A 22732-nucleotide genomic window follows, 5' to 3' on the forward strand; every position below is an offset into this window, starting at 1 on the left:
CCTCCTTGCCCCAGTCTGTCACAGTTGGGGTGCCGGTCAAGTTTCCATTTTCATCAACAGATAGGCCGTTGGTTGGAGTTGACGTAATAGCAGAGCCATCTTTATTCGGTGTGACAACCTTGGTATTTTCCGGAACTGGTGTTTTCTCTGAGACGGTTGCTGGACTTGTCGTCACAGAAAGACCTGTTGGCTTGCTATTTGGATCTTTCGGATCAGTACCTGCTGTCTTTTCCTCTTCATCCGTGAAGCCGTCATTGTCATCATCTGGGTCTGTCACATCTGGATCCCTGTCGCCATCGGTATCGCGTTGAACCGTGATGATGAAGTCTTTTTCTGCAACAGGAGTGCCAGCGCTATCTTTTACAACAACTGTCACTGTAAACTCACGGCTTTCCTCAGTGTTCGTCCAATCTGTTACAGTTGGAGTGCCAGTAACTTTACCTGTTGCTGGGTCATAGGTCAAGCCACCTGGTAAGCCGTTTACTTCTACTGTACCATTCGCTGGTTTATTTTCAACTGGTACATCGATCGCTTCGATTGGTTGCTTTTCGTTAACTGTTTTGTTTTCGATAGCTCCGATAGATGGCTTAGCTGTTGGTTCTGCTACAATGACTGTTACAGTCACTTCTTCGCTAGATCCATCTGGATACGTAACCACTACAGGAACCTCAAAGGTACCTGCGGTATTTCCATCAGGAACCGTTGCACCAGCTTTAGGGGTTACTCTAGATGCAGCAGGTATTTTTTTAACGGCTTTTGTCAAATCGTCATTAGTGGTTGCTTCACCAAATGGTTTATTGATAACTTCTGTTTCAGGATCGTAGATGTCTTTATCCGGAATACCGACATCTGTTGCCAAAAGTCCTGAATTTCCAAGTGTTGTTGGTAAGACTCCAGAACCGCTTGTAAAATAACCAGTGATTGGTAGAATATCCGACTCAGCTGGTACCTTAAAGACTGGATAGCCTTCTTCTGAACCAGTCATCAAGTTGTTGACCGGTTTTTTAAAGGTCAATACAGTGCGGACGTAGGCTGGGTTTTGAGCACCATTGACGTTGACATAGGATTTTTTATTCGTAGAATTTCCTAGACTAACCGCATCATTCCCTATTGTAAAGCTCGCCCGTCCATTTTGATCAAATGTCGTTCTTGCGCGATAATTGTCTGATTTAACTTTTTCATCTAAACCAGCTATAAAACTATATTCAGCAATATGTAGCTCAGCAGTATCAATGTACTCTAGTAAGGCTGGGTCTATGTCCACGTTGTAGGTGGTATTTTTCAATGCTGATTGCAATGCCAGCGCTAGTGTTCCGTTTTTCAACATCACTTGGTCAAATACAATCGCTCCATACTGACCGTAATCTGGGATATATTTAACACTTGCACTCGTTGTGATTTTTTGTAAGGAATTTAACTTTGCTGTATCCGTTGAAATTGGGCTTGGTGTTTGATTTTCACGAACTCTAAATACACCGCTCGTTGCCGAAGTAGCGATCACTGCATTTTCCCCAGAATCAAATACATAGGTACGGTAAGCCATAAATTCAGGCGTATCTGGGTTGCCGACGATCGATTGTATCGGTTCAGATAGGGTAATCCTACCAGTTGTGGTCTGTGTCCCTAGCTCTGCTCCACCAAAAATTCCTCCGTTTGCCCGAATGAAATTGGACTCGAAGATATTGGTATCTCCCACACGAGTCAAGGTGACATCGTTGGATCCGCCGACAGGTTTTACTGTGATAGTCGTTACCTTTGAAGCGATTGCCTCATCCAGCTGTAGTCGGAACTTCCAGTTATTACCAGAGTTAGCTCCTGCCAAATAGTAGGCAATTTGGAAGTCAATGGTATTTCCTCCTGCCTTGGACAGATCAGGAAATACAGTCATTGCATCTTGGAACGTATAGTTTTTGGTCTTTGAGGTATCTGATTCCCCCATAGCACGAAATGCTGTGCTTGCGGTAGTAGTGGTGGGCGCTGTGCTGTTCCTTCTTCCACGTACATCTGCAACGTTAGCCTTTGATTGTACTTCTGCAATTTCTCCAAAAACGGTGGCTGCTTCCACTTGCTTCAGAAACTCTTCTCGTTCTTCCTCTGTAATGTATTGGAGGGCTTTAATATGATTGATTACTTTTGCACGGTGTTCTTCTAATGCTTTTTCCTTATCCGTTTGCCCAGTTGCTGCTGGTGTTTCATTCTCAGCAGTCACTTTTTCTACTTCAGTAGAGGCTGGAGACGTCTCTGATACTCGTTCTTTATCAGCTCCTAAATCTGTTGTGGAGGGGCTGGTTGTAGTTGCAGTGTGTTCTTCAGCCACTACTCTTTCAGAAGTTGAGGTAGCTGTTCCACTATCAGTTGACTTCCCCTCTTCCGTATTCACAACTTCTGCTGTTAATACCCCTGCGTTAGTAGCCACTTCATTTGCAGCTGCAGGGGCTGGCGTCAAGAGCAAAGTCATCGCTGTCCCAAGTAAGACACTCGCTGCTCCAAAATGATAGGTGCGAATCGAGAAGCGCTGACTTAAACCATACCAGTCAAATTTTCTTCTTTTGTGATTTTCCACAAGTAATACTCCTTTATATTTTTGTAATCCAAACAAAACGACTTTCTCTCTGAAATGATAGAAACTCCATTTGGTATAATACCACTCTAGTATACCCCCCCCCCCCGGATTTGTCAACAGATATCTACTTTTTTCTATGCTTTTTATAAACACTTTTTGTAAACAGCAACCTAGCCCTTTGAGGAAATTATCATTTCTATTGAGTAGTATAGTCGTTTCGTTTATCTTCTATCAGCAACGGAAAAGACTATAAAAAAACAACTAGAAGTTTGCAGGTGCAAACTTCTAGTTGTCATATCCTACTCTATGGGATAGAAACTAAGAAGCGAAGATAGTCAGGGGATTTCAACAGTTCGGGGAACTGTTGAAACTGGTCACCTATAAACACGAAAGTGACCACGGAAGCCCAAGCCTAAAAACGAAAGAGCGAGGTTAGCGGTTGTCGGAGTCATCTACTTCGATTTCCTATTTTTCAATCGCTTTTTACACGCCCTTTGTATCTTATGTATCTATTCTCTAAGAGGGCCTATCCTCTTTCAAGGTAAAACTCTGCCAAGGTTCTAGGTAATCTAATACTAGCAAGCTCCACGGGGTAAGTTGGGCGACGACATTTACTTTTTCACTGACTGTAAAAGATTTGAGGGCAATTTGTAACTCTCCCTTATAGCGTAGATAGCGGTCATTGTCAATCAAAACTGTCCCTCTTGTCACTGGGCTAGACTGACCGCGACTAGGAATGCTCACCTCCTGATACCGCACACGTGGCTCTGTCGAACGAATGACAAAATCAGATAGATCCCCCCGATAACAATGCGGAAAATCTAAGATTGCCCTTTCAGCCGCCGTCACCTCTACTAAAGGCTCATAGGTCAAGCCAACACTTTCTTGCTTCAAAACCTGCACAAGACCTGCCAGTTCTGTCTCTAGGATAAATTGATTGGAAATCAAGACAGTGTCGAATAAGCCTGTTGCCTTTATCACCTCAGCCTGCACAGTCAAGGGGGCATGGCGGATTTCTTCTAAGGTGGGAAGCCCTTCTGTCACTGGCCACGGACCTTCCGTGGCAGTATTGGCACTCAGAAAGACGGCAGTTTCAATGCCTCTTTCATGATAAAAAGTGGACATATCTAAGAAATGCTGACGGGATAGACCGGTAAATTCATGGGGATAAAAATTATGGCAGGCAATGATGTTCTGCAGATCTCCCCCTGCTTCCACTAATGCTGTCAATAGCCCTTTGTCAGTACTCATATTCAGCTCGACTTTGATACCATGACTATTCTGGCTCAGGGCGACCATATCCGCCAGAGGGAGGGCCTCATCGAGCCGGATTCCTGCTAGCCCAAATTCCCGACATTTTTCAAGCAAGCCATCTTGCCAGCCATTTGCCACTAAAAATGACGGACTGACATCCGCAATAACCCGAATCCCCTGTTGATTGGCATAACAAATGATGTCTTGGTAGAGCTTGGCACAATCGGCCATCCCACTAGATAGCTGCAAGAGGCTCATAAAGAGTCGTTTTGCTCCGTATTTGGCTAATAGATCGACATAGTCCAAGGACTGCTCGAGGGAATATTTCTCAGGATAAAGTGAAAATCCAAGTGCTAACATAGCGGGCCTCCTATCTTTCAAAACCGTTGTTTGTACTCAGTTCTTTAAACCAATGACCTGATTTTTTGATGGTGCGTTCTTGACTTTCTAAGTTCAACTCAATCAAGCCATAGCGATTCTTGTAAGCATTGAGCCAAGACCAACAATCAATGAAGGTCCATAGCATATACCCCTTGCAGTTGGCGCCTTCCTCGATCGCCTTATGGAGTTCGACCAAGTGGTCTGTAATGAAGTCAATCCTATAGTCATCTTGAATCGTGCCGTTTGCACGGAACTTATCCTCACCTTCGACACCCATACCGTTTTCGGTCACCAGCCACTCGATATTGCCATAATGCTCCTTGAGATGTATCCCAATATCGTAAAGCCCTTTTTCATAGATTTCCCAACCACGGTGCGGGTTGACTTTCTTGCCGGGCATATCGTAGGCCTCATAGTAGTAATGCGGCGTCAAGGGTTCATCTGCAGTAGGCTGATGACTTCTTGCTTGGACACGTAAAGGCTGGTAGTAGTTCACGCCCAAGAAATCAACTGTGTTTTCTTGGATAATCTGCAGCTCCTCCTTGCTGGCTGGTGGAAGAATACCATGTCGCTTCAGAACCTCTACTAATTCCGAAGGATAAACCCCTAAGACAGAGGGGTCCAGAAAGCTCCTCGTTTGGAACAAGGCTGCCATTTGCGCAGCAGCTCGATCCTCCTTGCTATCACTCCTTGGGTAGGCTGGAGTCAGGTTCAAGACGATGGAAATCCGGTGGTCGGGATGTGTTTCATGGCAGGCCTTAACAGCTAGAGAGCTAGCTAATTGTGTGTGATAGGCTACCAAGGCAGCTGCTTTTGCGTCCACGATACCTGGCAGGTGAAAATCCCCCAAATAACCGCACTCGACAGGTACAATCGGCTCATTGAAGGTAATCCACGTATCTACGATGTCTCCAAACAAGTCAAAACAAATCTTTGCGTAGCGTTCGTAAGCATAGACCGTATCCTTATTTTCCCAGCCTCCACCTTCCTGCAAGGCGTAGGGTAAATCAAAATGATAGAGATTGACAATCAGTTTAATCCCTTCATCCACAATGCCCTGGAAAACCTGGCGGTAAAAGTCTACCGCCTGTTCATTCACCTCTCCGGTCCCATCTGCAATCAAGCGTGACCATTGAATAGAGGTGCGAAAGACAGTATGACCTGTTTCTTTTAAGAGTTGAATATCCTTTCGGTAATGCTGGTAAAAGGTAGAGGTTTGACCCGGGCCTACCTGATCAAAGAATCGTTCGGGTTCTCTCTGATACCACACATCCCAGTTGTTACTGGTCTTACCATCACCTGCAATGGTCCCCTCACTCTGAGGACCAGATGTTGAACTTCCCCATAAAAAACCTTCTGGAAAGCGATAAACTGTTTTGGCTGTCTCTGACATAACCTCTCCTTTACAAATACAAGGGTGCGTGAAAATAGGATTGAAACAGTTCGGGGAGTAACCTAATCCAGTGGATTAGGTTAGCCCGAGCCAAGAAATCGGAAAGCGAGGATTAACCAGCTGAAACAAAAAGGTGACCACAGAAGCCTGAGCTAGGAAAAACTATCCCAAAGGGATTCTCAGCTGTAATCAGCTAAAGCTGAAACAGCTGCCTATCTTTTTTGCACAGCTCGTAGTCCGAGTTCAATTATAAGATACAAAGCCCGTGAAAAACTCAAAGCGAAAATAGGAAATACGACGAAGAAACTAGAGTTTCTAGGAGTATTTATCTTTTTCGCATAGAGTTTAGGGCGTGTTCAATTCCCCGTGACTCCCGACCAAGTATCCTTTTGATTTTTAAAGAGCATTAATGAAAATATCGGCTGTTAGCTCTATCCCATCGCCCCTCTTTTTTAGTTCTAGTATAGTCCTCCCGGTTCATCTTGTAAATAGCCCTACACAAGATATTTTTCCACATTCTTACGGAAAGCAAATGGTCTTGGATAGGAGGTCTCAATGGTCCATATTTTATGGTTAATAACCATCCAACAGCAAGTGAGGAAACAAAGAGAGCGACCGAGAACTTACCCAAGCAAACACCTAGTCTCCTCTCAATAGACCGCGCAAAAAAGTTCCAACGTCAGCTGACTTTGGAACTTTTTCATATAGTAGGTCACGATAAGATTAGGGGAAGGGGACAACAGTCTAGCGTCCTGCAAGTCCTTAAAACTTGTTATCGTCATTTCCCCTCCCGCTGAAGAGGTTATCGCGTGCAGCCTTCAAGGGGCTTTGACAGGAAAAGATTATTCCTCTTCTTTCTTCCTCTTACCGAGAGCCAAGAGACCTGCTGCACCAAGAGCCACAAGACCATAGGCTCCCACATTGGAGGTAGCTGTTCCTGTTTTTGGAAGCACTGCTGTCGCTGCTGATTTCACAGTAGGGGCAACTGGCTTGCTGTTTGGATCTTTTGAATCGGTACCAGCTGTCTTTTCTTGGTCATCTGTGTAGCCATCGTTATCATCGTCTGAGTCAGTGACATCTGGATCCTTATCGCCATCAGTATCGCGTTGAACCTTGATCATCACCTCTTTTTCAGCGATTGGTTTGCCATTGCCATCCTTGATAACCACTTTCACAGGGAACTCACGCTCTTCCTCGGTAGGACCCCAGTTATCAACACTTGGGGTACCAGTAATCGTACCTGTTGCTGGATCATAGGTCAAGCCACCTGGTAGACCTGTCACCTCAACAGTTCCCTTATTTGGAACATTGGTCACTGGAACCTCAATCGGTGCGATTGGTTGTTTTTCAATCACTGTCTTATCATCGATAGCTCCAATGGTAGCCGTCGGCTTGCTGTTTGGATCTTTCGAGTCTGTACCAGCTGTCTTTTCTTGGTCATCCGTGTAGTCATCATTGTCATCATCTGGATCGGTAACATCTGGATCCTTATCGCCATCGGTGTCGCGTTGCACCTTGATGGTGATTTCTTTTTCAGCGATTGGAGTGCCATTGCCATCCTTGATAACCACCTTCACAGGGAACTCGCGTTCTTCCTCGGTAGGACCCCAATTATCGACAGTCGGTGTACCAGTAATCGTACCTGTTGCTGGATCGTAGGTCAAGCCACCTGGTAGACCAGTCACCTCAACACTTCCAGTGGTTGGAACATTGGTCACTGGAACATCGATCGGTGCGATCGGTTGTTTTTCAATCACTGTCTTATCATCGATTGCTCCAATAGTAGCCGTCGGCTTGCTGTTTGGATCTTTCGAGTCTGTACCAGCTGTCTTTTCTTGGTCATCCGTGTAGTCATCATTGTCATCATCTGGATCGGTAACATCTGGATCCTTATCGCCATCGGTGTCGCGTTGCACCTTGATGGTGATTTCTTTTTCAGCGATTGGAGTGCCATTGCCATCCTTGATAACCACCTTCACAGGGAACTCGCGTTCTTCCTCGGTAGGACCCCAATTATCGACAGTCGGTGTACCAGTAATCGTACCTGTTGCTGGATCGTAGGTCAAGCCACCTGGTAGACCAGTCACCTCAACACTTCCAGTGGTTGGAACATTGGTCACTGGAACATCGATCGGTGCGATCGGTTGTTTTTCAATCACTGTCTTATCATCGATTGCTCCAATAGTAGCCGTCGGCTTGCTGTTTGGATCTTTCGAGTCTGTACCAGCTGTCTTTTCTTGGTCATCCGTGTAGTCATCATTGTCATCATCTGGATCGGTAACATCTGGATCCTTATCGCCATCGGTGTCGCGTTGCACCTTGATGGTGATTTCTTTTTCAGCGATTGGAGTGCCATTGCCATCCTTGATAACCACCTTCACAGGGAACTCACGTTCTTCCTCGGTAGGACCCCAATTATCAACACTTGGGGTACCAGTGATCGTACCTGTTGCTGGATTATAGGTCAAGCCACCTGGTAGACCTGTCACCTCAACAGTTCCACCGATTGGAACATTGGTCACTGGAACATCGATCGGTGCAATCGGTTGTTTTTCAATGACTGTCTTATCATCGATAGCGCCAATGGTAGGTGTTGGCTTGCTAGTTGGATCTTTTGGATCGGTACTAGCTTTTCTTTCTTGCTCATCTGTGTAACCGTCGTTGTCATCATCTGGATCAGTAACGTCTGGGTCTTGGTCGCCATCGGTATCACGCTGCACCTTGATGGTGAAATCTTTTTCTGCAATCGTAGTACCGTTGCCATCTTTGACCACAACTTTCACAGGGAACTCGCGTTCTTCCTCGGTAGGAGTCCAGTCTGTTACAGTTGGAGTCCCGCTAATCTTACCAGTCGCTGGATCATAGGTCAAGCCACCTGGTAAGCCGTTTACTTCTACTGTACCTGTTGCTGGTTTATTTTCAACTGATACATCAATGTCTGCAATCGGTTGTTTTTCAATCACCGTCCTATCATCGATAGCCCCAATCGTTGTCGTTGGCTTGCTAGTTGGATTTTTTGGATCAGTACCAGCTTTCTTTTCTTCATCATCCGTGAAGCCATCATTGTCATCGTCTGGATCGGTAATGTCTGGGATACCATCGCCGTCGGTATCGCGTCGAATCCCTACTGGCACTACTGTGTTCTTGGTTTCATTGCCATTTGTCACAGTGACTGGAATCGCCACAACACGCTCTTCTTCCTCATTGCCCCAATCGGTCACGATTGGTGTGCCGGTCAAGTTTCCATTTTCATCAACAGAGATACCGTCTACCGGAGTTGACGTAATCACTGAACCAGCCTTATTTGGTGTGACAACTTTGGTATTGGCTGGAACTGGTGTTTTCTCTGTAACGAGGGTTGGAGTGACTGTCACAGAAAGAGCTGTTGGCTTGCTAGCTGGATCTTTCGGATTGCTACCCGCTGTCTTTTCTTCTTCATCTGTGAAGCCGTCATTGTCATCATCTGAATCGGTACGGTCTGGAATACCGTCGTTGTCAGTATCACGTTGAACCGCTACTAGCACGACGACTTCCTTCGTTTCATTGCCATTTGTCACAGTGACTGGAACCGTCACAACACGTAGTTCTTCCTCATTACCCCAATCATCAATAGTTGGTGTGCCGACCAAGTTTCCATTTTCGTCAACAGAAAGACCGAAGGTCGGGGTTGACGTAATCACTGAGCCATCTTTGTTTGGTGTGACAACTTTCGTATTAGCTGGAACTGGCTTCTTCTCTAAAACAGTTGCTGGGGTCACAGCTACGGAAAGACTTGTTGGCTTGCTGTTTGGATCTTTTGGATCGGTACCAGCTTTCTTTTCTTCGTCATCAGTGAAATCATCGTTGTCATCATCTGGGTCAGTGACGTCTGGGTTGCCGTCGCTATCGGTATCGCGCTGAACAGTGATGTTGAACTGTACGGTTGTTTCATTACCAGCTTCGTCTCTTGCTGTTACAGTGATTGGGAATACTCTTTCTTCATCATCTCCCCAATTTTCAACAGTAGGTACACCTTCAATTTTACCAGTATCTGGAGTGTAGACTACACCAGTTGGAAGTCCTGTAACAGTGACAGTCGGCGCCTTACCTGAGTCATCTGTTGCTGTCACGGTAATTGGGACAATAGACTCATCTTCCACCACTGTCTGATCAGCAATCGGAGCGATAGTTGGCTTGGTGCTATCTTGGTCTGGAGCTGCTACTGTTACCTTAACTGGAACAACTTCTTTTGAACCATCTGGGTAGGTCACTTCTACTGGAATGGTGTACTCTGTGCCTGGTGCCGCATCTGCTGGAACCGTCACACTCACCTTACCATCTGGAGCAACTGTTGCAACAGTACCTGCTGGAAGCGGGGTAGTGCCTGCTGGCTGTTCTGTAGAGATGGCATAGGTTGGGGTTTGTCCCGCTGGTAGAGCTGGGGTGTAGCGTGGTGACTCTGTCACAAGAGCCTCACCTGGCTTGCCTGCTACATCTGTGTAAGCTGGAGTATACTTATCCTTGTCAAGTACCACATCTGGAGCTGTTACTGTTACCTTAACTGGAACAACTTCTTTCGAGCCATCTGGGTAGGTCACTTCTACTGGAATGGTGTACTCTGTACCTGGTGCCGCATCTGCTGGAACTGTCACGCTCACCTTACCATCTGCATCTACTGTCGCAACAGTACCTGCTGGAAGCGCAGTAGTCCCTGCTGGCTGTTCTGTAGAGATGGCATAGGTTGGGGTTTGTCCCGCTGGTAGAGCTGGGGCATAGCTTGGTGACTCTATCACGACAGCTTGACCTGGCTTGCCTGCTACATCTGTGTAGGAAGGAGTGTACTTATCCTTATCGGATTCCACAACAGTGAATTTGGCTGTTGCAGTGTCTGTCGTCTGATCCTTGTAGGTCACAATGACTGGGACAGTGATTTCTGTACCTGCAGCAAGACCGTCTGGAGCTGTTAGGGTAACAGCACCTGTTGCTGAATCGATCGTTGCCATCACACCTGCTGGAAGTCCGCTTGTATCACCAAGTTTGTAGGTGACTGGTGCTTCTGGAGTGACGCTTGCGCCATCTTTCCCTGTAAAGGTAGGAAGGGCCGAAGTCTCTGATTGACCCGCTTTCACTTCTGTATCGGTATAAGCAGGCGTATACTTATCTGTCTCTGTTTCAGCACGGTTCACCTTGAACTCAGCCGTTACAGTTGCGGTAGTACCATCTTTGTAGGTAACCAATACATCGACAGAAGTGTCCTCTGTTGCATTTTTCCAGGTAATCACACCTGTTTTTGCATTGATAGAGAAGTTGGCAGGTGCTGCATCGCTACCGTTAGTAGGAACAAATGAGAAGGTTGCTCCCTCAGGGGTCGCTAATTTTTCCTCGACATCCTTTGTATGAGCGAGGTCAAAGGTAGGATTTGCAGAAGCTGTATTTGTTGCCCCCTTATCCGCATAGGTCACTTCATACTTAGGAAGGAGTTTATATACAGCAGTAAAGGAATCTGTTTGAATAGGGTAGGTTGGCAGAGTACCATCTGCGTTCACTGCATACAGCTCTGCGAAGTAGGTAGTGGTTTTTGTCAAATCACTTGGAACTGTGAAGGTTGAATCTGGTAGAGTCCCATCTGCCTGTGCTTGAACCGCTGTCCCTTCATTGACCACCTTACCATTTTCATCCTTCCAGACAATCTTGTAGTACTCACCTGCTACAGGCTTCACTCCTGTTGTCTTTGCAGTCGCGGTATCACCAGGACCTGCATAGTTAGAGTAAGAGTCATAGTTGACAATATCAAATGTTGCATTATTATGGAAGGCTGCAAATCGAACGTTGGTCACATTGTTGTTACCAGGAATTTCCTTTGTACCAATATTGTAGCCAACATTCCAGAAGGTCGGTAGGGTATCTCCCCAGGCACCTGAATTCGCAGCACGTGGCACATCACCATAGAATGGAGTTGTAAATGAAATACCGTCCAATTCGGCTATTACCATCATCCAATCAAGGTTGATATGTTTTGGCGCTTTATTGAGATCTGTTCCTGAGTCAGCTCCGGTGCTAGCAAACTTACCATATGATGGGCTATCTGCGACAGTCCCCATCCACTCGGTACCTTTTTTCGTCACACCTGAACCATTTGTCACATTCTTGTCGTTACGCAAGACTGAATCACGGCTGTTGATGACACCATCAAACCCTGGATTATTCCATGCTTGACCAAAGGTTCCATTGAACTGAAGTTTATAGTCCCCTTTGGCATCCGTTTTAGTCACAATCGTTTCTGCAATCCATTTTGCACGATCTGCCTTAATTTGAGCAATGAGATACTCGCGCAGCTTTTCCTCATTCTCACGCGTCCACTTATCACCACGGATATTAGACGTTTTGTCATTATTTACCTTCGGTGCCCAAGTAGAGCCGTCCGCAACAAATTTTTGCAACGTCTCTAGTTTATTCAATTCTGCAACGGCATAGTCACTCAAGTAAGAGGCATACACATTGACACCAGCTAGACCAATATCTTCTTTTTCACGGCTGATCAAGCCATTCCATATTTGGTTTCCTTGCGGATTATTATTGTTCCAATAAACAGAACCTGACACCACGCCACCCTCGTTCTTATCTGGAGAGGCTGGGGTCTGTTTTGCGTCCTGTTTCCAAACATCTGAGTTTTTGTAGGCATACTGGATCTCAATATCTGTCAGTCGTTGAGTCGCTGTATGGTTGCCAGCACCGGCAGTGGTATCAAGGGCAGAGCCTTCTGGAGAAATTTGCTCTTCACCATAAGAGTAAAGCAGTTCGTACTTATTGGTATCAGGGTTCACAGACCAGATACGCCATTTTTCACCATTGGCATCGCCTGCTCCCAAGGAAGCGTAGGCATTGAAGGTCCATTTCTTGCCGTCTGCGCCAATAAACGGAGCCATACCAAGGACGAATGAACCGTCGTCTTTGGTAACGGTTTTATAGATTGGTGAGCTTAGTCCGTTCTTCTCATACCATTGTGCATAAACGGTAACACCTCCCAAGCCCTTGACATAGGCATCGGCATTATCATTGACATTACCTGCATACTTGAGGCGAACATCACCACTAATCGTGTTTTTATCTTCTTTGGTTACGTTTGCACTTTCAATAGCATCTGCCTCAGAAGTTCCACGGTTGACAGACACGCGATCATTATGCGCTTGAGCTTCGGCAAGAATTTCTGCTACTTTCGCATCTTTATTGATAATCCCTTTTGCCTGCTCTGCAATCTGGCCGATATAGTAAGCCTTCTCAATGTCGTTCAAGTGAGAAAGAGCATTGACTGTAGCAATCGCATCTTGATAGGTCATTGGAGTGACACTACGGAAGCCCACAGACCGACGGAAAGCAGTCCCAGTTGGCACTGGTTGTTCCTGAGTAGATGGGGTCGCACTTGCCTTTTCTGCCTCACTTGCCTTCGCTTCCTGCGCTGCCTGTTCAGCTGCCAGCTTACTATTTTCATTAGCAACTCTTGCTCGCTCTACAATATCATCTACAGATTCTTTACTCACTGCAGCGTCAATCTCTTTTTCAAAAACAGCTTTTTCTGTATCGGTAAGGGCTGTCAACTCCTTCAAGGCTTTTTGTGCCACTTCTTTAGCAGCTACTAGCTCAGTTACTGAGTCGCTGACGTCTGCTGACTTACTAGCTTCTGCTGGTAGTCCCTCTCCTGTAGTCGTAGCTTCTGTTTCTGTAGTAGGGGTCGTAGCGCTTGCCCCACCTTCAACTGGTGCAACTTCACTTCCGTTCACAACTTCTGATGGTGTGGTAGCCGTCCCACTCTCAGCTGCTGCGACTTCGGTTGTAGGTGAAGCTGTATTGCTAGCCACTTCATTTGCGGCTGCATTTGCTGGTGCTAACAGCAGGGTCATCGCTGTTCCAAGCAAGACACTCGCTGCGCCAAAGTGGTATTTGCGAATCGAAAAGCGCTGGCTTAGGCCATACCAATCAAATTTTCTTCTTTTGTGATTTTCCACAAGCAATACTCCTTTACATTTTTGTCAGCCAAATGAACGACTTCCTATTTATAAAAGGTCATTTGGTATGAACCATCACATTATACCCCACCCCATACTATTTGTCAAAGAAACGACCGCTTTTCCGATGTAAATTTTATATGTATTTTAAAGAGATGTTTGAAGCCTATTCGGCTCAAAAAGAGGACCTCCCGTCCGCACTAGTTAATACTCTTTAAAATTTAAAAGTAGAGCCTACCACCATGCTCTACTTCACTTTATTCTGTATTCGTTCTTTCAGATACTGGACACCAGCGCTCCTATAATAAAAGGAAAGAATGACGATGCTGCTGACTGCAAAGAGCAGAAGCCCTTTAACTACTAAGGTCATAAAGCTATCGACAAGGACTCGCTGGGAAAGCTGAAAACCTAGCAGGATAAGCACTCCCAAAACCAGGAGACTTTTTCCAATGGAGGTAAAGTAATGGACACTCGAACGTCCAAAAAACTCATTAAATAATAAGATAGGCTCGTACCAAAAATAGGTCACTAACTTCGCAATAGAGGTTCCCAATAAGATACCTGATAAGCCAAAGAAATGCCCCAATAGGATAGAAATCCCCAAATTGAATAGGGCAGTCACCACCATGACATATTTAATCTGATGGTATAGCCCGGTCGCCTCACGGTAGGCCCAGACAGGAAGTAAAATCACAGAGAAGTAAAAGTTAATGACAATGGCAGCTAATACTGAATCCTCCAATAGGTACTTGTCACCCAACCACAAGCCGATAAAATCCTGTAATAAGAACAGGAGCATCACGACCATCAACATGCTGAGGATAGTGCAGATAGTCTGTAGGATTTGGAATATCTGATGGCGTTTTTCCTGTCCTTCTGTGACAATTAGATTTCCCAAACTGGCTGTCAGAGACGTAAAAGCGGTGGTTAAGAGGGAGATGATTTTTGAAACGACCAGCATATAGTTAGAGTAGAGTCCAACCGTAACGGTTCCAACGAGGATGGAAATCAGCGTATTATCCGTAGCACTGATCAGGACATTGGAGATTTTATAGAGAAAAACGGATCGGATGTTCTTAAAAATCCCCCTTGCCTCTTCCTTGGGAAGGGGTTGTTTTTCCTTGATATAAGGGTAGTGCTTGGTCGCTATCGATGATACGACACTATTGTAGAGATAGGTGAAAGCAACTTGAATGATGAGATAGATTAAAAAATGATGGGTCCACCATAGAAATAAGGCCAAGCAAATATTTTGCAAGATATTAAAGATACTACCGTACTTAGCAGTGATGTAGCCTTTTTGGTCTGCCCCCAAAATAACCGTTTTATAGACAACGAGATAGGAAGCTACCGTGTTTAGCAAGTATAAGATATAGTAAAGAGCCAGGTGGGGCATTTCCCTATCTAAATGGATGATATACTGTAAAAAAGGAAGCAGGCAGAGTCCCCCTAGCAGAATCACTAGGGCGATGAGGTTGCAAACTTTTTTATAGAAATGAATCAACCCACTAATATACTGTGTATTGTTGTCTGCTAGTGGTTGATACAAACTATAGGTCATGGCGGTCACCAATCCTAGATCCGCCATGGAGAGCAGGGTTAAAATATCCTTGAAAATCGCTTGTACACCTAGGTACTCAACCGAAAGAAAATAAAGAAAAATACTCCTATTGATAAAGCCCAATAGCAACATGAGTAACTGGTAGCCTATATTGTAGGCTATATTTTTTATTGCATTCTGTGTTCTACTCATTCTTTATCCATTCCCAAGTCGTTTTAGTGATTGCTGCCAATCCTTCTCGTCATTTCTTTTAGCTTATAGGCCCTTTTTATCATCCTCTTATAGCATGTAGGATTGATTCGATACACGAGAAAGGAGAGATAGCGTGCCAGCCCCTTTTTCCAGCCTTGTGTCAAAAATAGGGCTTGATTTGAGCGAGCCAATTCCCTCACTATCCTATCCTCATACTGTTCCAACTCCTCCCTTGTCCCATCTTTATAGAGAATCCTAAGTAGCCACATCAAACTGTTCACTTGATGAAGCTCTATAATTTTCTTATCAGACTCGCTAAGGGGTAAGGCTAAGAGGTGGTGGAAAGTCGTGATAATCGTCATATTCGTGGCGGAAAAGGCTCGATGCATCGCACTCTTTTCATGATAGCGATAGTGATAGAGTAGCTTGTTGGATACATAGATCCTATCGATATACTGGCAATACACCATGTTAAAGAGCATGTCCTCCATCACTTTTAAATCGGGGTGAAAGAGGATATTATGTTGCAAGAGGAGATGCCTAGCATACAGCTTATTGCAAGTAGAACCCCAGAGATGACGAGTGAGCCAAAACTCATGGACAAACCGCTCCTTGCTAATCACCCCTCTAAATGGACGAGATGGCTTACCATAGCCTTCTCCTCCGATACCGACAACAGATAGCTCTCCCTTCTCCCTCCCCTGCCACAAGGTGTCTAAAAATTCGGGAGAAAGAGAGTCGTCGGCATCTACAAAGGTTAGGTAGTCTCCCTGAGCCAGTTTGATTCCCCTATTTCTCGCAACGGATACTCCTGCGTTCTGTTGAGTCGCAATCGTAATCTGTAACTCAGGGTGATTCTCTTTGATCCTTTCCAACAGCTCCAGCGTCCCATCCGTTGAACCATCATTCACAAAAATAACTTCAAACTCTCGATAGGTCTGCCCTTTTATGCTCTCAAAGCATTCGTAAAGGTAGTCCTCTGCATTAAAACAAGGTACTATCATGCTAATCATACTACAAACCTCCATTGTCTAGCCTTCTATATGCTCTTTTTGCTGTCTATTGAGTACCAGCTGGGGATAGGAAGCCAGCGCCAAAAATAGATAGTGCATCGGTCTGACACCAGACTCCATAAGCCCTCCCATTAGAAAACAGAAGATGGTCGCAAATAGGATACCAGCCGTTCTGGTACCTGCCCTATGTAGCTGAGCAAAGGCACCTAGATGGACGACTATAAACATGAGGAGGGAGAGGAGACCACCCCTTATCGCGATGTCTAATAATTGATTATGGGCAGAAAAATAGCTCCCCCATATCTCGATAACATCGGGATGATTGCCAAAGCCGATAAAGGGACTCTGCTTGATGAGGGCTAAGGCTCCTGTCCAAAGGACACTACGACCCGTAAAACTAGCATCGCGTCCCAGAAAGTCCGTTATCCCTATCAGCAGCGGACTGCTACCTCCTGCTACCACTACTATCAGAAAAAAGAGGCAGTAGATTCCGACCAACAGCCAGATGGCATACGCCTTCCTCATGATGGAGTGGCTATGAACGAACAGTAAAAAGAAGAGAAGCACCATCAGTCCCGTGGCCGAACCTACGATTAGCATGGTCAGCAAAGCCAGCACATTGAAAAACACAATTCTCGGTGCCAGCCTCATCATATACCTTTTGTATAGCAGGCTTATCCTAGAAATAGCATACCCTTCCTCGTACAGGAGGTTATTTAGCCCCAACAGTGCCAGTAAAACATAGACAATTCCATTATCCAACCCCAAAAAATGCAAGGGATTTCGGACTTGCGTATATAAGGTTGCAAAAGGCAGGCCATCAGGGTAGCGTAGGAGAAAAAGAAAATTGATGAGTGCCAGTGCTGCTAATATCCGAAACAGAACATCCATCATCTTCCTTATATCTGCTCCCAGACCCAACTCGATCAACATGGGCAAAGCCAGGGCAGGCAAAAGATCTGTATAGACACCTTGGTCTGATAAGCCATGCAGGAGAGAGGAGAACAGCAATATACCGTTTATCCCCAGTAGCAGTAGCATACTTTTTGATAATTGTCGCCTCATGAAATACAGGAAAAAGATAATCAATACGGCTCCCAATTTCCAAAAAGAGGCGGCGTCATACAGACTTGTCAAACTTGGAATAAATTTAAAGGAATAGGGGATAAAAAATGGCAGGAACAACAAGTATAAAACCAGCCTATTTTGCACTAATGAGTACCAGGTCACTGTCATTATCTCTCCTTTATCGTTTCTAACAGTCCAGCTACATAGTAATGGTAGAGCGTATTCGAGATAGTTTCTATATCGAATAAGGCTAGTTGCCTCTCCTCCTCCTTGCTGAGCCGTCTGTCCTTGCTACTTTGCTTCATTACTTCACTTGCCCAGACATCAACCCCCTCATCTAGGCCTAGATACTGCACTTTAGAGGTTAGAGCGACCGTCTTAGGGGTATGGTGGGAAGTGACAGCAGGAAGGGCATTGGCTTGCGCTTCTGCCAGAACGATCGAAAATCCTTCAAATAGGCTGGGCAAAACAAACACATCCATGGCAGAGAGGTAGCGGTAAACATCGCTGACATTTCCTAGAAAAAAGACCTTTTGGGATAGGTGCAGACGACCGACCTTTTCTCTTATGTCCTCTTCTAGCTTTCCCGTTCCAATCAAGAGCAATCTAGCCTCTGGATGCTCTTGTGCGATTCTCTGAAATATATCGATTAAAAACTGGTGATTTTTTTGGGCATTAAAGTGTCCTACATGCCCAAGAACCAGGTTCTCTTCTGTCAGCCCCAGAGACCTGCGAATGTCGCTTCGATCGTCGGCTGAAAAGCTAAATCGTTGCCGATTGATGCCATTGTATATGACTGTGAAATCATCCTCAGCAAACAGCCATTTTCCAGCGTCGTGACTACAAGCCAAGGCGTGTGTATAGAGCCTCCGAAAGAAAGGAGTTAGCACCCTATGAAGAAAGGGATGGTCACAAGTAATATTGTGGCTATGGGCTATCCTTACCTTGATCCCTGATAGGCGAGCTGCCAGCAACTCGAGAGACATCAAGGCACTGCTCCCATGAATATGCACACTATCAAAGTCATGTTGCCTCATATAGGACCAAAGCCTAAAAAAATAGACGATTGGATTTTTGGCTCTTCCTGCGATGACCTTTAGCGACAGCTGTGAGTCCGTAAGAGTAGCCTCAAAGGCTTCTGTAACCCCTTTCGGTGATACAAGATGGCAGTCTAGCTCTTCCTTGCCCACCATGATTGTCATGGTATCAATGATAAATTTCGTTATCCCTCCTGCATTGACGCCACTTGTCGGAACATGCAGGACTCGTATCCTTTTTTTCAGCGTGGGTGCCTTATGGTTTGGTAATTTTTTCAATATCATTTTTCAATTCCCCAAGAAAAACAGCATTGTTTGATTGGAAGGAGTCATAATTTTTCTGCCGACTGGTGTTGATGACGCTCACCAAATCATCCGTATCCAAACAAGCCTCAATCAGATTTAAATCCGAAAACATGGAGACTATTTGAAGTTGATGGTCGTCCACATGCTCTCCATACTGGCTCAGTCGGGGAAGCGCAATGACCTTCTTCCCCTTTTTTAAGGCACTGATGATGGCCCCTGTTCCCCCATGACAAATGACCAGATCTGATTGGCTGATATAGTCATCAAACTGTTCTTTTGCCACAAACTCTAGCGTCTGAAAACTCTCTGGTATGTAATCACTGTACCCCACCTGTGCTACAATCTCTTCTTGAATGGCTCCACCTTTCTTTGCTTCATCGATAGCCTTTAACAAACGATTAAACTGAAATTTCTGAGAGCCTAGTACGATAAATATCATGCGCTTCCTCTCTACTAATAAATACCACCAACACACTTGGCTTTCGGATAAATCTTCAACATCTCTGGCCACTGTACATAAAAAACATCTGCAATCTTATACATGACTTTACCCGTTAGGGTAGCGGAATTTACCTTCGCAAAAGATTCGATATAAATGACCTTTCTACCACATGCCTTGGCAAATAGACAAAGGGGGAGCGTAGACAAGACACCTGTTGAAACGATAAGGTTTGGCCTTTCCTTCATGAGGATATAAAGAGAGAAGAGAACATTATAGAATAGAGGGAAAATGAACAGTAGATTTTGACGATTCACCTGCTTGGTAAAATAGATTGGACATAGTTCAAATTGATGATTATACAATGTTTTTTCTGTTACAACCACGCTATCATAGTCCCCAAACAAACCTTTCAACATGAGCAGCTGTTCAAAATGTCCCCCAGATGATGAAGTAAAACAAACTTTCATACAATGACCTCCTTTACACTAAGATACAAAGGGCGTTTGATACGAGTAATACTCGTTTTATTTCCAACCTTCAACAGTCTATTCCCAGACTGTTGAAGCAACTCCTAGACAAAATAGACAATCGAAGCAGGTTGTCTTGCAACCAATGAGATAATCTAGCCTCGCTTTCCTGTTTCTTAGCTCGGGCTTCTGTGGTCACTTTTGCATTTCTAGGTGACCAGCTGAAACAGTTCACCGAACTGTTTCACTCCACTGGATTAGTTTTATTACCAGTGAGTTGTAGCTCGAGTTCAATTACAAGATACAAAGGGCGTTTGACACGAGTTGCACTCGTTCTATTTCTAACCTTCAACAGTCTATTCCCTAGACTGGTTGACACGAGTTGCACTCGTTTTATTTCCAACCTTCAACAGTCTATCCCTAGACTGTTGAAGCGAGCAAAGCAAAAATAGGAAATGCGACGAAGAAACTAGAGTTTCTAGGAGTATTTATCTTTTTTGCACAGCTCGTAGCCCGTGTTCAATTAAGATGTGAGGACGTTAAGAAAATGTAAAGAAAAATAGGGAATTGGGCAGGTGACTCAGGTCATCAAGCCAATTCATCCCCTAAAGGGATTCTCAGCTGTAATTGGCTAAAGCCAAAACAGCTGCCTATCTTTTTTCTAACATTTTTAGTCCGAACTCAATTCCACAAGATACAAAGCCCGTTAAGAACTCAAAGCGAAAATAGGAAATACGACGAAGAAACTGGGGGTTCTAGGAGTATTTATCTTTTTCGCACAGAGTTTAGGGCGTGTTCAATTCCACAAGATACAAAGCCCGTGAAAAACTCAAAGCGAAAATAGGAAATCTGACGAGTGAAAAGCTCCAGTGGAGGTTTTCAGCCTATTTCTTAAATTATGAAGGAACAATGTCCTATCTTCGTTTTTAGGCTCAGGCTTCTGTGGTCACTTTCTTGTTTTTGGGTGACCAGTTGCAACAGTTTACTGAACTTCTGTGGTCACTTTCCTATTTCTAGGTGACCAGTTGAAACAGTTCACTGAACTTCTGTGGTCACTTTTGCATTTCTAGGTGACCAGTTGAAACAGTTCCCCGAACTTCTGTGGTCACTTTCCTATTTCTAGGTGACCAGTTGAAACAGTTCTCTGAACTTCTGTGGTCACTTTCGCATTTCTAGGTGACCAGTTGAAACAGTTCTCTGAACTTCTGTGGTCACTTTCTTGTTTTTGGGTGACCAGTTGAAACAGTTCCCCGAACTTCTGTGGTCACTTTCCTATTTCTAGGTGACCAGTTGAAACAGTTCACTGAACTTCTGTGGTCACTTTCTTGTTTTTGGGTGACCAGTTGCAACAGTTCCCCGAACTGTTGCAATCCCCAAGGTTTTCATGATATTGTGATAGAATCTTTTCTCATTAAACCTACTCTCCGCCTCGGCTTGAGCCTGCAGTGCCTTTTCTTTCCAGACTGTAGGATGGTCTAATACCTCGTCAATAGCTCGTGCCAAGTCTGCAGATAGGTCCTGGCTCACTTCTATCAATATACTATAGGCAGGATTGGTTGATTCTGGGATGCCCCCTTGATTCGTCGTGATTAAGGGGGTTCCTGATAACTGTGCCTCTATCATTGTCAGACCTAGGGGTTCCTCCCAGATAGAGGGCAGGACAACTACATCAGCGAGTGCATAGTATTTGCCTAGCTCTTCATTCGCTACAAAGCCTGTGGTATGGATTCTAGAGTTGGAGGCAACTACTGCTGCCACCTCTTTTTCAAAAGGCGTGACAGTAGCCATCCCAAACGAACTGGCTCCGACCAATAGTAAATGGGCAGCCGTATTTTCTAGCTTCTGAAAGGCCTGGAGAAGTTCCCAAACCCCTTTTTTGGGCATCATCCGTCCTACAAATAAGATGATTGGAGCATTCGCTGGAATCTGATAACGGGATGCCAATTCTTCTTTCTCCTCAGCAGAGAGCGCTACGTCAAACTGCTCGGTAGCTACACCATTATGCACCACTTGAATCGGCACAGTCTCTCCAAAACATGCCCGAATATTTTCTTCTAAATAATGGCTGATACTGATAACACCTGCTAATGCTATGGAAGGGTTCACTTTTCGAGCCTGACTATTATGCGTATGGAAATAGACTTTTCCCCGATACTTCTCCCCTAGCTCTCTCTCCTCAAAGAGGCTACATAGATAGGGAGCGTTTTGAATGCAGATGATGTCATAATCCTGCTCCAGTAATAATTGTCTCGTCTTTCTTGCACTCATAATCTGCCAAAGATAATTTTTTTGCCACAAATCCTTGTCACCTTTGATCAGGCGGAGAAAAGAAGTGATACCCCTATCTATAAGGTCAAGCAAGGGTGGTCTTTTTAGCCATTGAAAGCGGACATTGGGATAGTCTTGAGAGGCTGCAATAGCCAGATCGTCAGCAAGTGAAAAAATAGTTACTTCTACAGCAGCATCCTCATTGGCAGCCTTCACGATACTCTCTATCAGGGTCTCTACTGCTCCTCCTCTCACTGCGGGAATCGGAAACAAGTAGGAATTTAAAATCGCAATCTTCATTAGGGTATTCCCTCTACCTTTATCGTTATTCATACTCTTCGGAAATCAAACGGATACTTCATCAAGAGTCTCGGTGGATTGAAACAGTTCAGTGAACTGTTGCAACTGGTCACCCAAAAACATGAAAGTGACCATAGAAGCCTGAGCTAGGAAACAGAAAAGCGAGGCTAGATTAACTTATTGGTTGCAAAACAACCTGCTTCGATTGCCTATTTTGTCTAGGAGTTGCTTCAACAGTCTAGGGATAGACTGTTGAAGGTTGGAAATAGAACGAGCATTGCTCGTGTCAAACATCCTCACATCTTGTGTAATTGAGTTCAGCCTAAAACCTCGGAAAAAAGATAGGCAGATGTTTTGGCTTTAGCCAATTACAGATGAGAATCCCTTGGGGATAGGCAGCTGTTTCAGCTTTAGCTGATTACAGATGAGATTGCAACAGTTCAGTGAACTGTTGCAACTGGTCACCTAGAAATAGGAAAGTGACCACAGAAGCTCGGGGAACTGT

The 22732-nt window shown here is 44.8% G+C and carries 11 protein-coding genes; all 11 read right to left on the minus strand.

Annotated elements, in window-relative coordinates:
* Window positions 1-2563, minus strand: a 2563-nt coding sequence (locus tag BVE84_RS03625; protein WP_142241937.1) for a Rib/alpha-like domain-containing protein, incomplete at its 3' end; no start/stop codon positions are given.
* A 516-nt stretch (window positions 2564-3079) separates the two neighbouring features.
* The gene (locus BVE84_RS03630) at window positions 3080-4177 is read right to left on the minus strand and encodes a DUF871 domain-containing protein (RefSeq protein ID WP_076995731.1); all 1098 of its coding nucleotides are present in this window, start codon (window positions 4175-4177) and stop codon (window positions 3080-3082) included.
* 10 nt (window positions 4178-4187) lie between these two features.
* Complete coding sequence (locus tag BVE84_RS03635) at window positions 4188-5591, minus strand: glycoside hydrolase family 1 protein (protein ID WP_076995732.1); 1404 nt, start codon at window positions 5589-5591, stop codon at window positions 4188-4190.
* 842 nt (window positions 5592-6433) lie between these two features.
* Window positions 6434-13573 carry a YPDG domain-containing protein gene (locus BVE84_RS03645; protein ID WP_076995734.1) on the minus strand — a complete coding sequence of 2380 codons (7140 nt, stop codon included), beginning with the start codon at window positions 13571-13573 and terminating at the stop codon, window positions 6434-6436.
* 247 nt (window positions 13574-13820) lie between these two features.
* Window positions 13821-15326: a lipopolysaccharide biosynthesis protein gene (locus BVE84_RS03650; RefSeq protein WP_076995735.1), complete on the minus strand. Its 1506-nt coding sequence runs from the start codon at window positions 15324-15326 to the stop codon at window positions 13821-13823.
* A 23-nt stretch (window positions 15327-15349) separates the two neighbouring features.
* Complete coding sequence (locus BVE84_RS03655) at window positions 15350-16339, minus strand: glycosyltransferase (RefSeq protein ID WP_076995736.1); 990 nt, start codon at window positions 16337-16339, stop codon at window positions 15350-15352.
* Window positions 16340-16357: 18 nt separating this feature from the next.
* Window positions 16358-17575, minus strand: a complete 1218-nt coding sequence (locus BVE84_RS03660; protein ID WP_076995737.1) for an O-antigen ligase family protein — start codon at window positions 17573-17575, stop codon at window positions 16358-16360.
* Window positions 17575-18729, minus strand: coding sequence for a glycosyltransferase family 1 protein (locus BVE84_RS03665; protein WP_076995738.1), 1155 nt, complete (start codon window positions 18727-18729; stop codon window positions 17575-17577). Before BVE84_RS03665 ends, BVE84_RS03660 begins: the two co-directional genes overlap by 1 nt.
* Window positions 18701-19189: a PssE/Cps14G family polysaccharide biosynthesis glycosyltransferase gene (gene pssE / locus BVE84_RS03670; RefSeq protein ID WP_076995739.1), complete on the minus strand. Its 489-nt coding sequence runs from the start codon at window positions 19187-19189 to the stop codon at window positions 18701-18703. Before pssE ends, BVE84_RS03665 begins: the two co-directional genes overlap by 29 nt.
* A gap of 14 nt (window positions 19190-19203) precedes the next feature.
* Window positions 19204-19659, minus strand: coding sequence for a PssD/Cps14F family polysaccharide biosynthesis glycosyltransferase (gene pssD / locus BVE84_RS03675; RefSeq protein ID WP_076995740.1), 456 nt, complete (start codon window positions 19657-19659; stop codon window positions 19204-19206).
* 1317 nt (window positions 19660-20976) lie between these two features.
* On the minus strand, window positions 20977-22260 hold the full coding sequence (locus BVE84_RS03680; protein ID WP_083708219.1) for a glycosyltransferase family 4 protein: 1284 nt from the start codon (window positions 22258-22260) through the stop codon (window positions 20977-20979).
* Window positions 22261-22732 lie beyond the last annotated feature (472 nt).

Source organism: Streptococcus azizii (assembly GCF_001984715.1).
Lineage (GTDB): Bacteria > Bacillota > Bacilli > Lactobacillales > Streptococcaceae > Streptococcus > Streptococcus azizii.

What these genes read in the sequence shown, in the direction of transcription:
- BVE84_RS03655 (WP_076995736.1), bottom strand. Translation starts at nt 16,339, where the DNA reads ATGATTAGCATGATAGTACCTTGTTTTAATGCAGAGGACTACCTTTAC.
- BVE84_RS03650 (WP_076995735.1), bottom strand. Translation starts at nt 15,326, where the DNA reads ATGAGTAGAACACAGAATGCAATAAAAAATATAGCCTACAATATAGGC.
- pssD (WP_076995740.1), bottom strand. Translation starts at nt 19,659, where the DNA reads ATGAAAGTTTGTTTTACTTCATCATCTGGGGGACATTTTGAACAGCTG.
- BVE84_RS03665 (WP_076995738.1), bottom strand. Translation starts at nt 18,729, where the DNA reads ATGATATTGAAAAAATTACCAAACCATAAGGCACCCACGCTGAAAAAA.
- BVE84_RS03660 (WP_076995737.1), bottom strand. Translation starts at nt 17,575, where the DNA reads ATGACAGTGACCTGGTACTCATTAGTGCAAAATAGGCTGGTTTTATAC.
- pssE (WP_076995739.1), bottom strand. Translation starts at nt 19,189, where the DNA reads ATGATATTTATCGTACTAGGCTCTCAGAAATTTCAGTTTAATCGTTTG.
- BVE84_RS03635 (WP_076995732.1), bottom strand. Translation starts at nt 5,591, where the DNA reads ATGTCAGAGACAGCCAAAACAGTTTATCGCTTTCCAGAAGGTTTTTTA.
- BVE84_RS03680 (WP_083708219.1), bottom strand. Translation starts at nt 22,260, where the DNA reads ATGAATAACGATAAAGGTAGAGGGAATACCCTAATGAAGATTGCGATT.
- BVE84_RS03630 (WP_076995731.1), bottom strand. Translation starts at nt 4,177, where the DNA reads ATGTTAGCACTTGGATTTTCACTTTATCCTGAGAAATATTCCCTCGAG.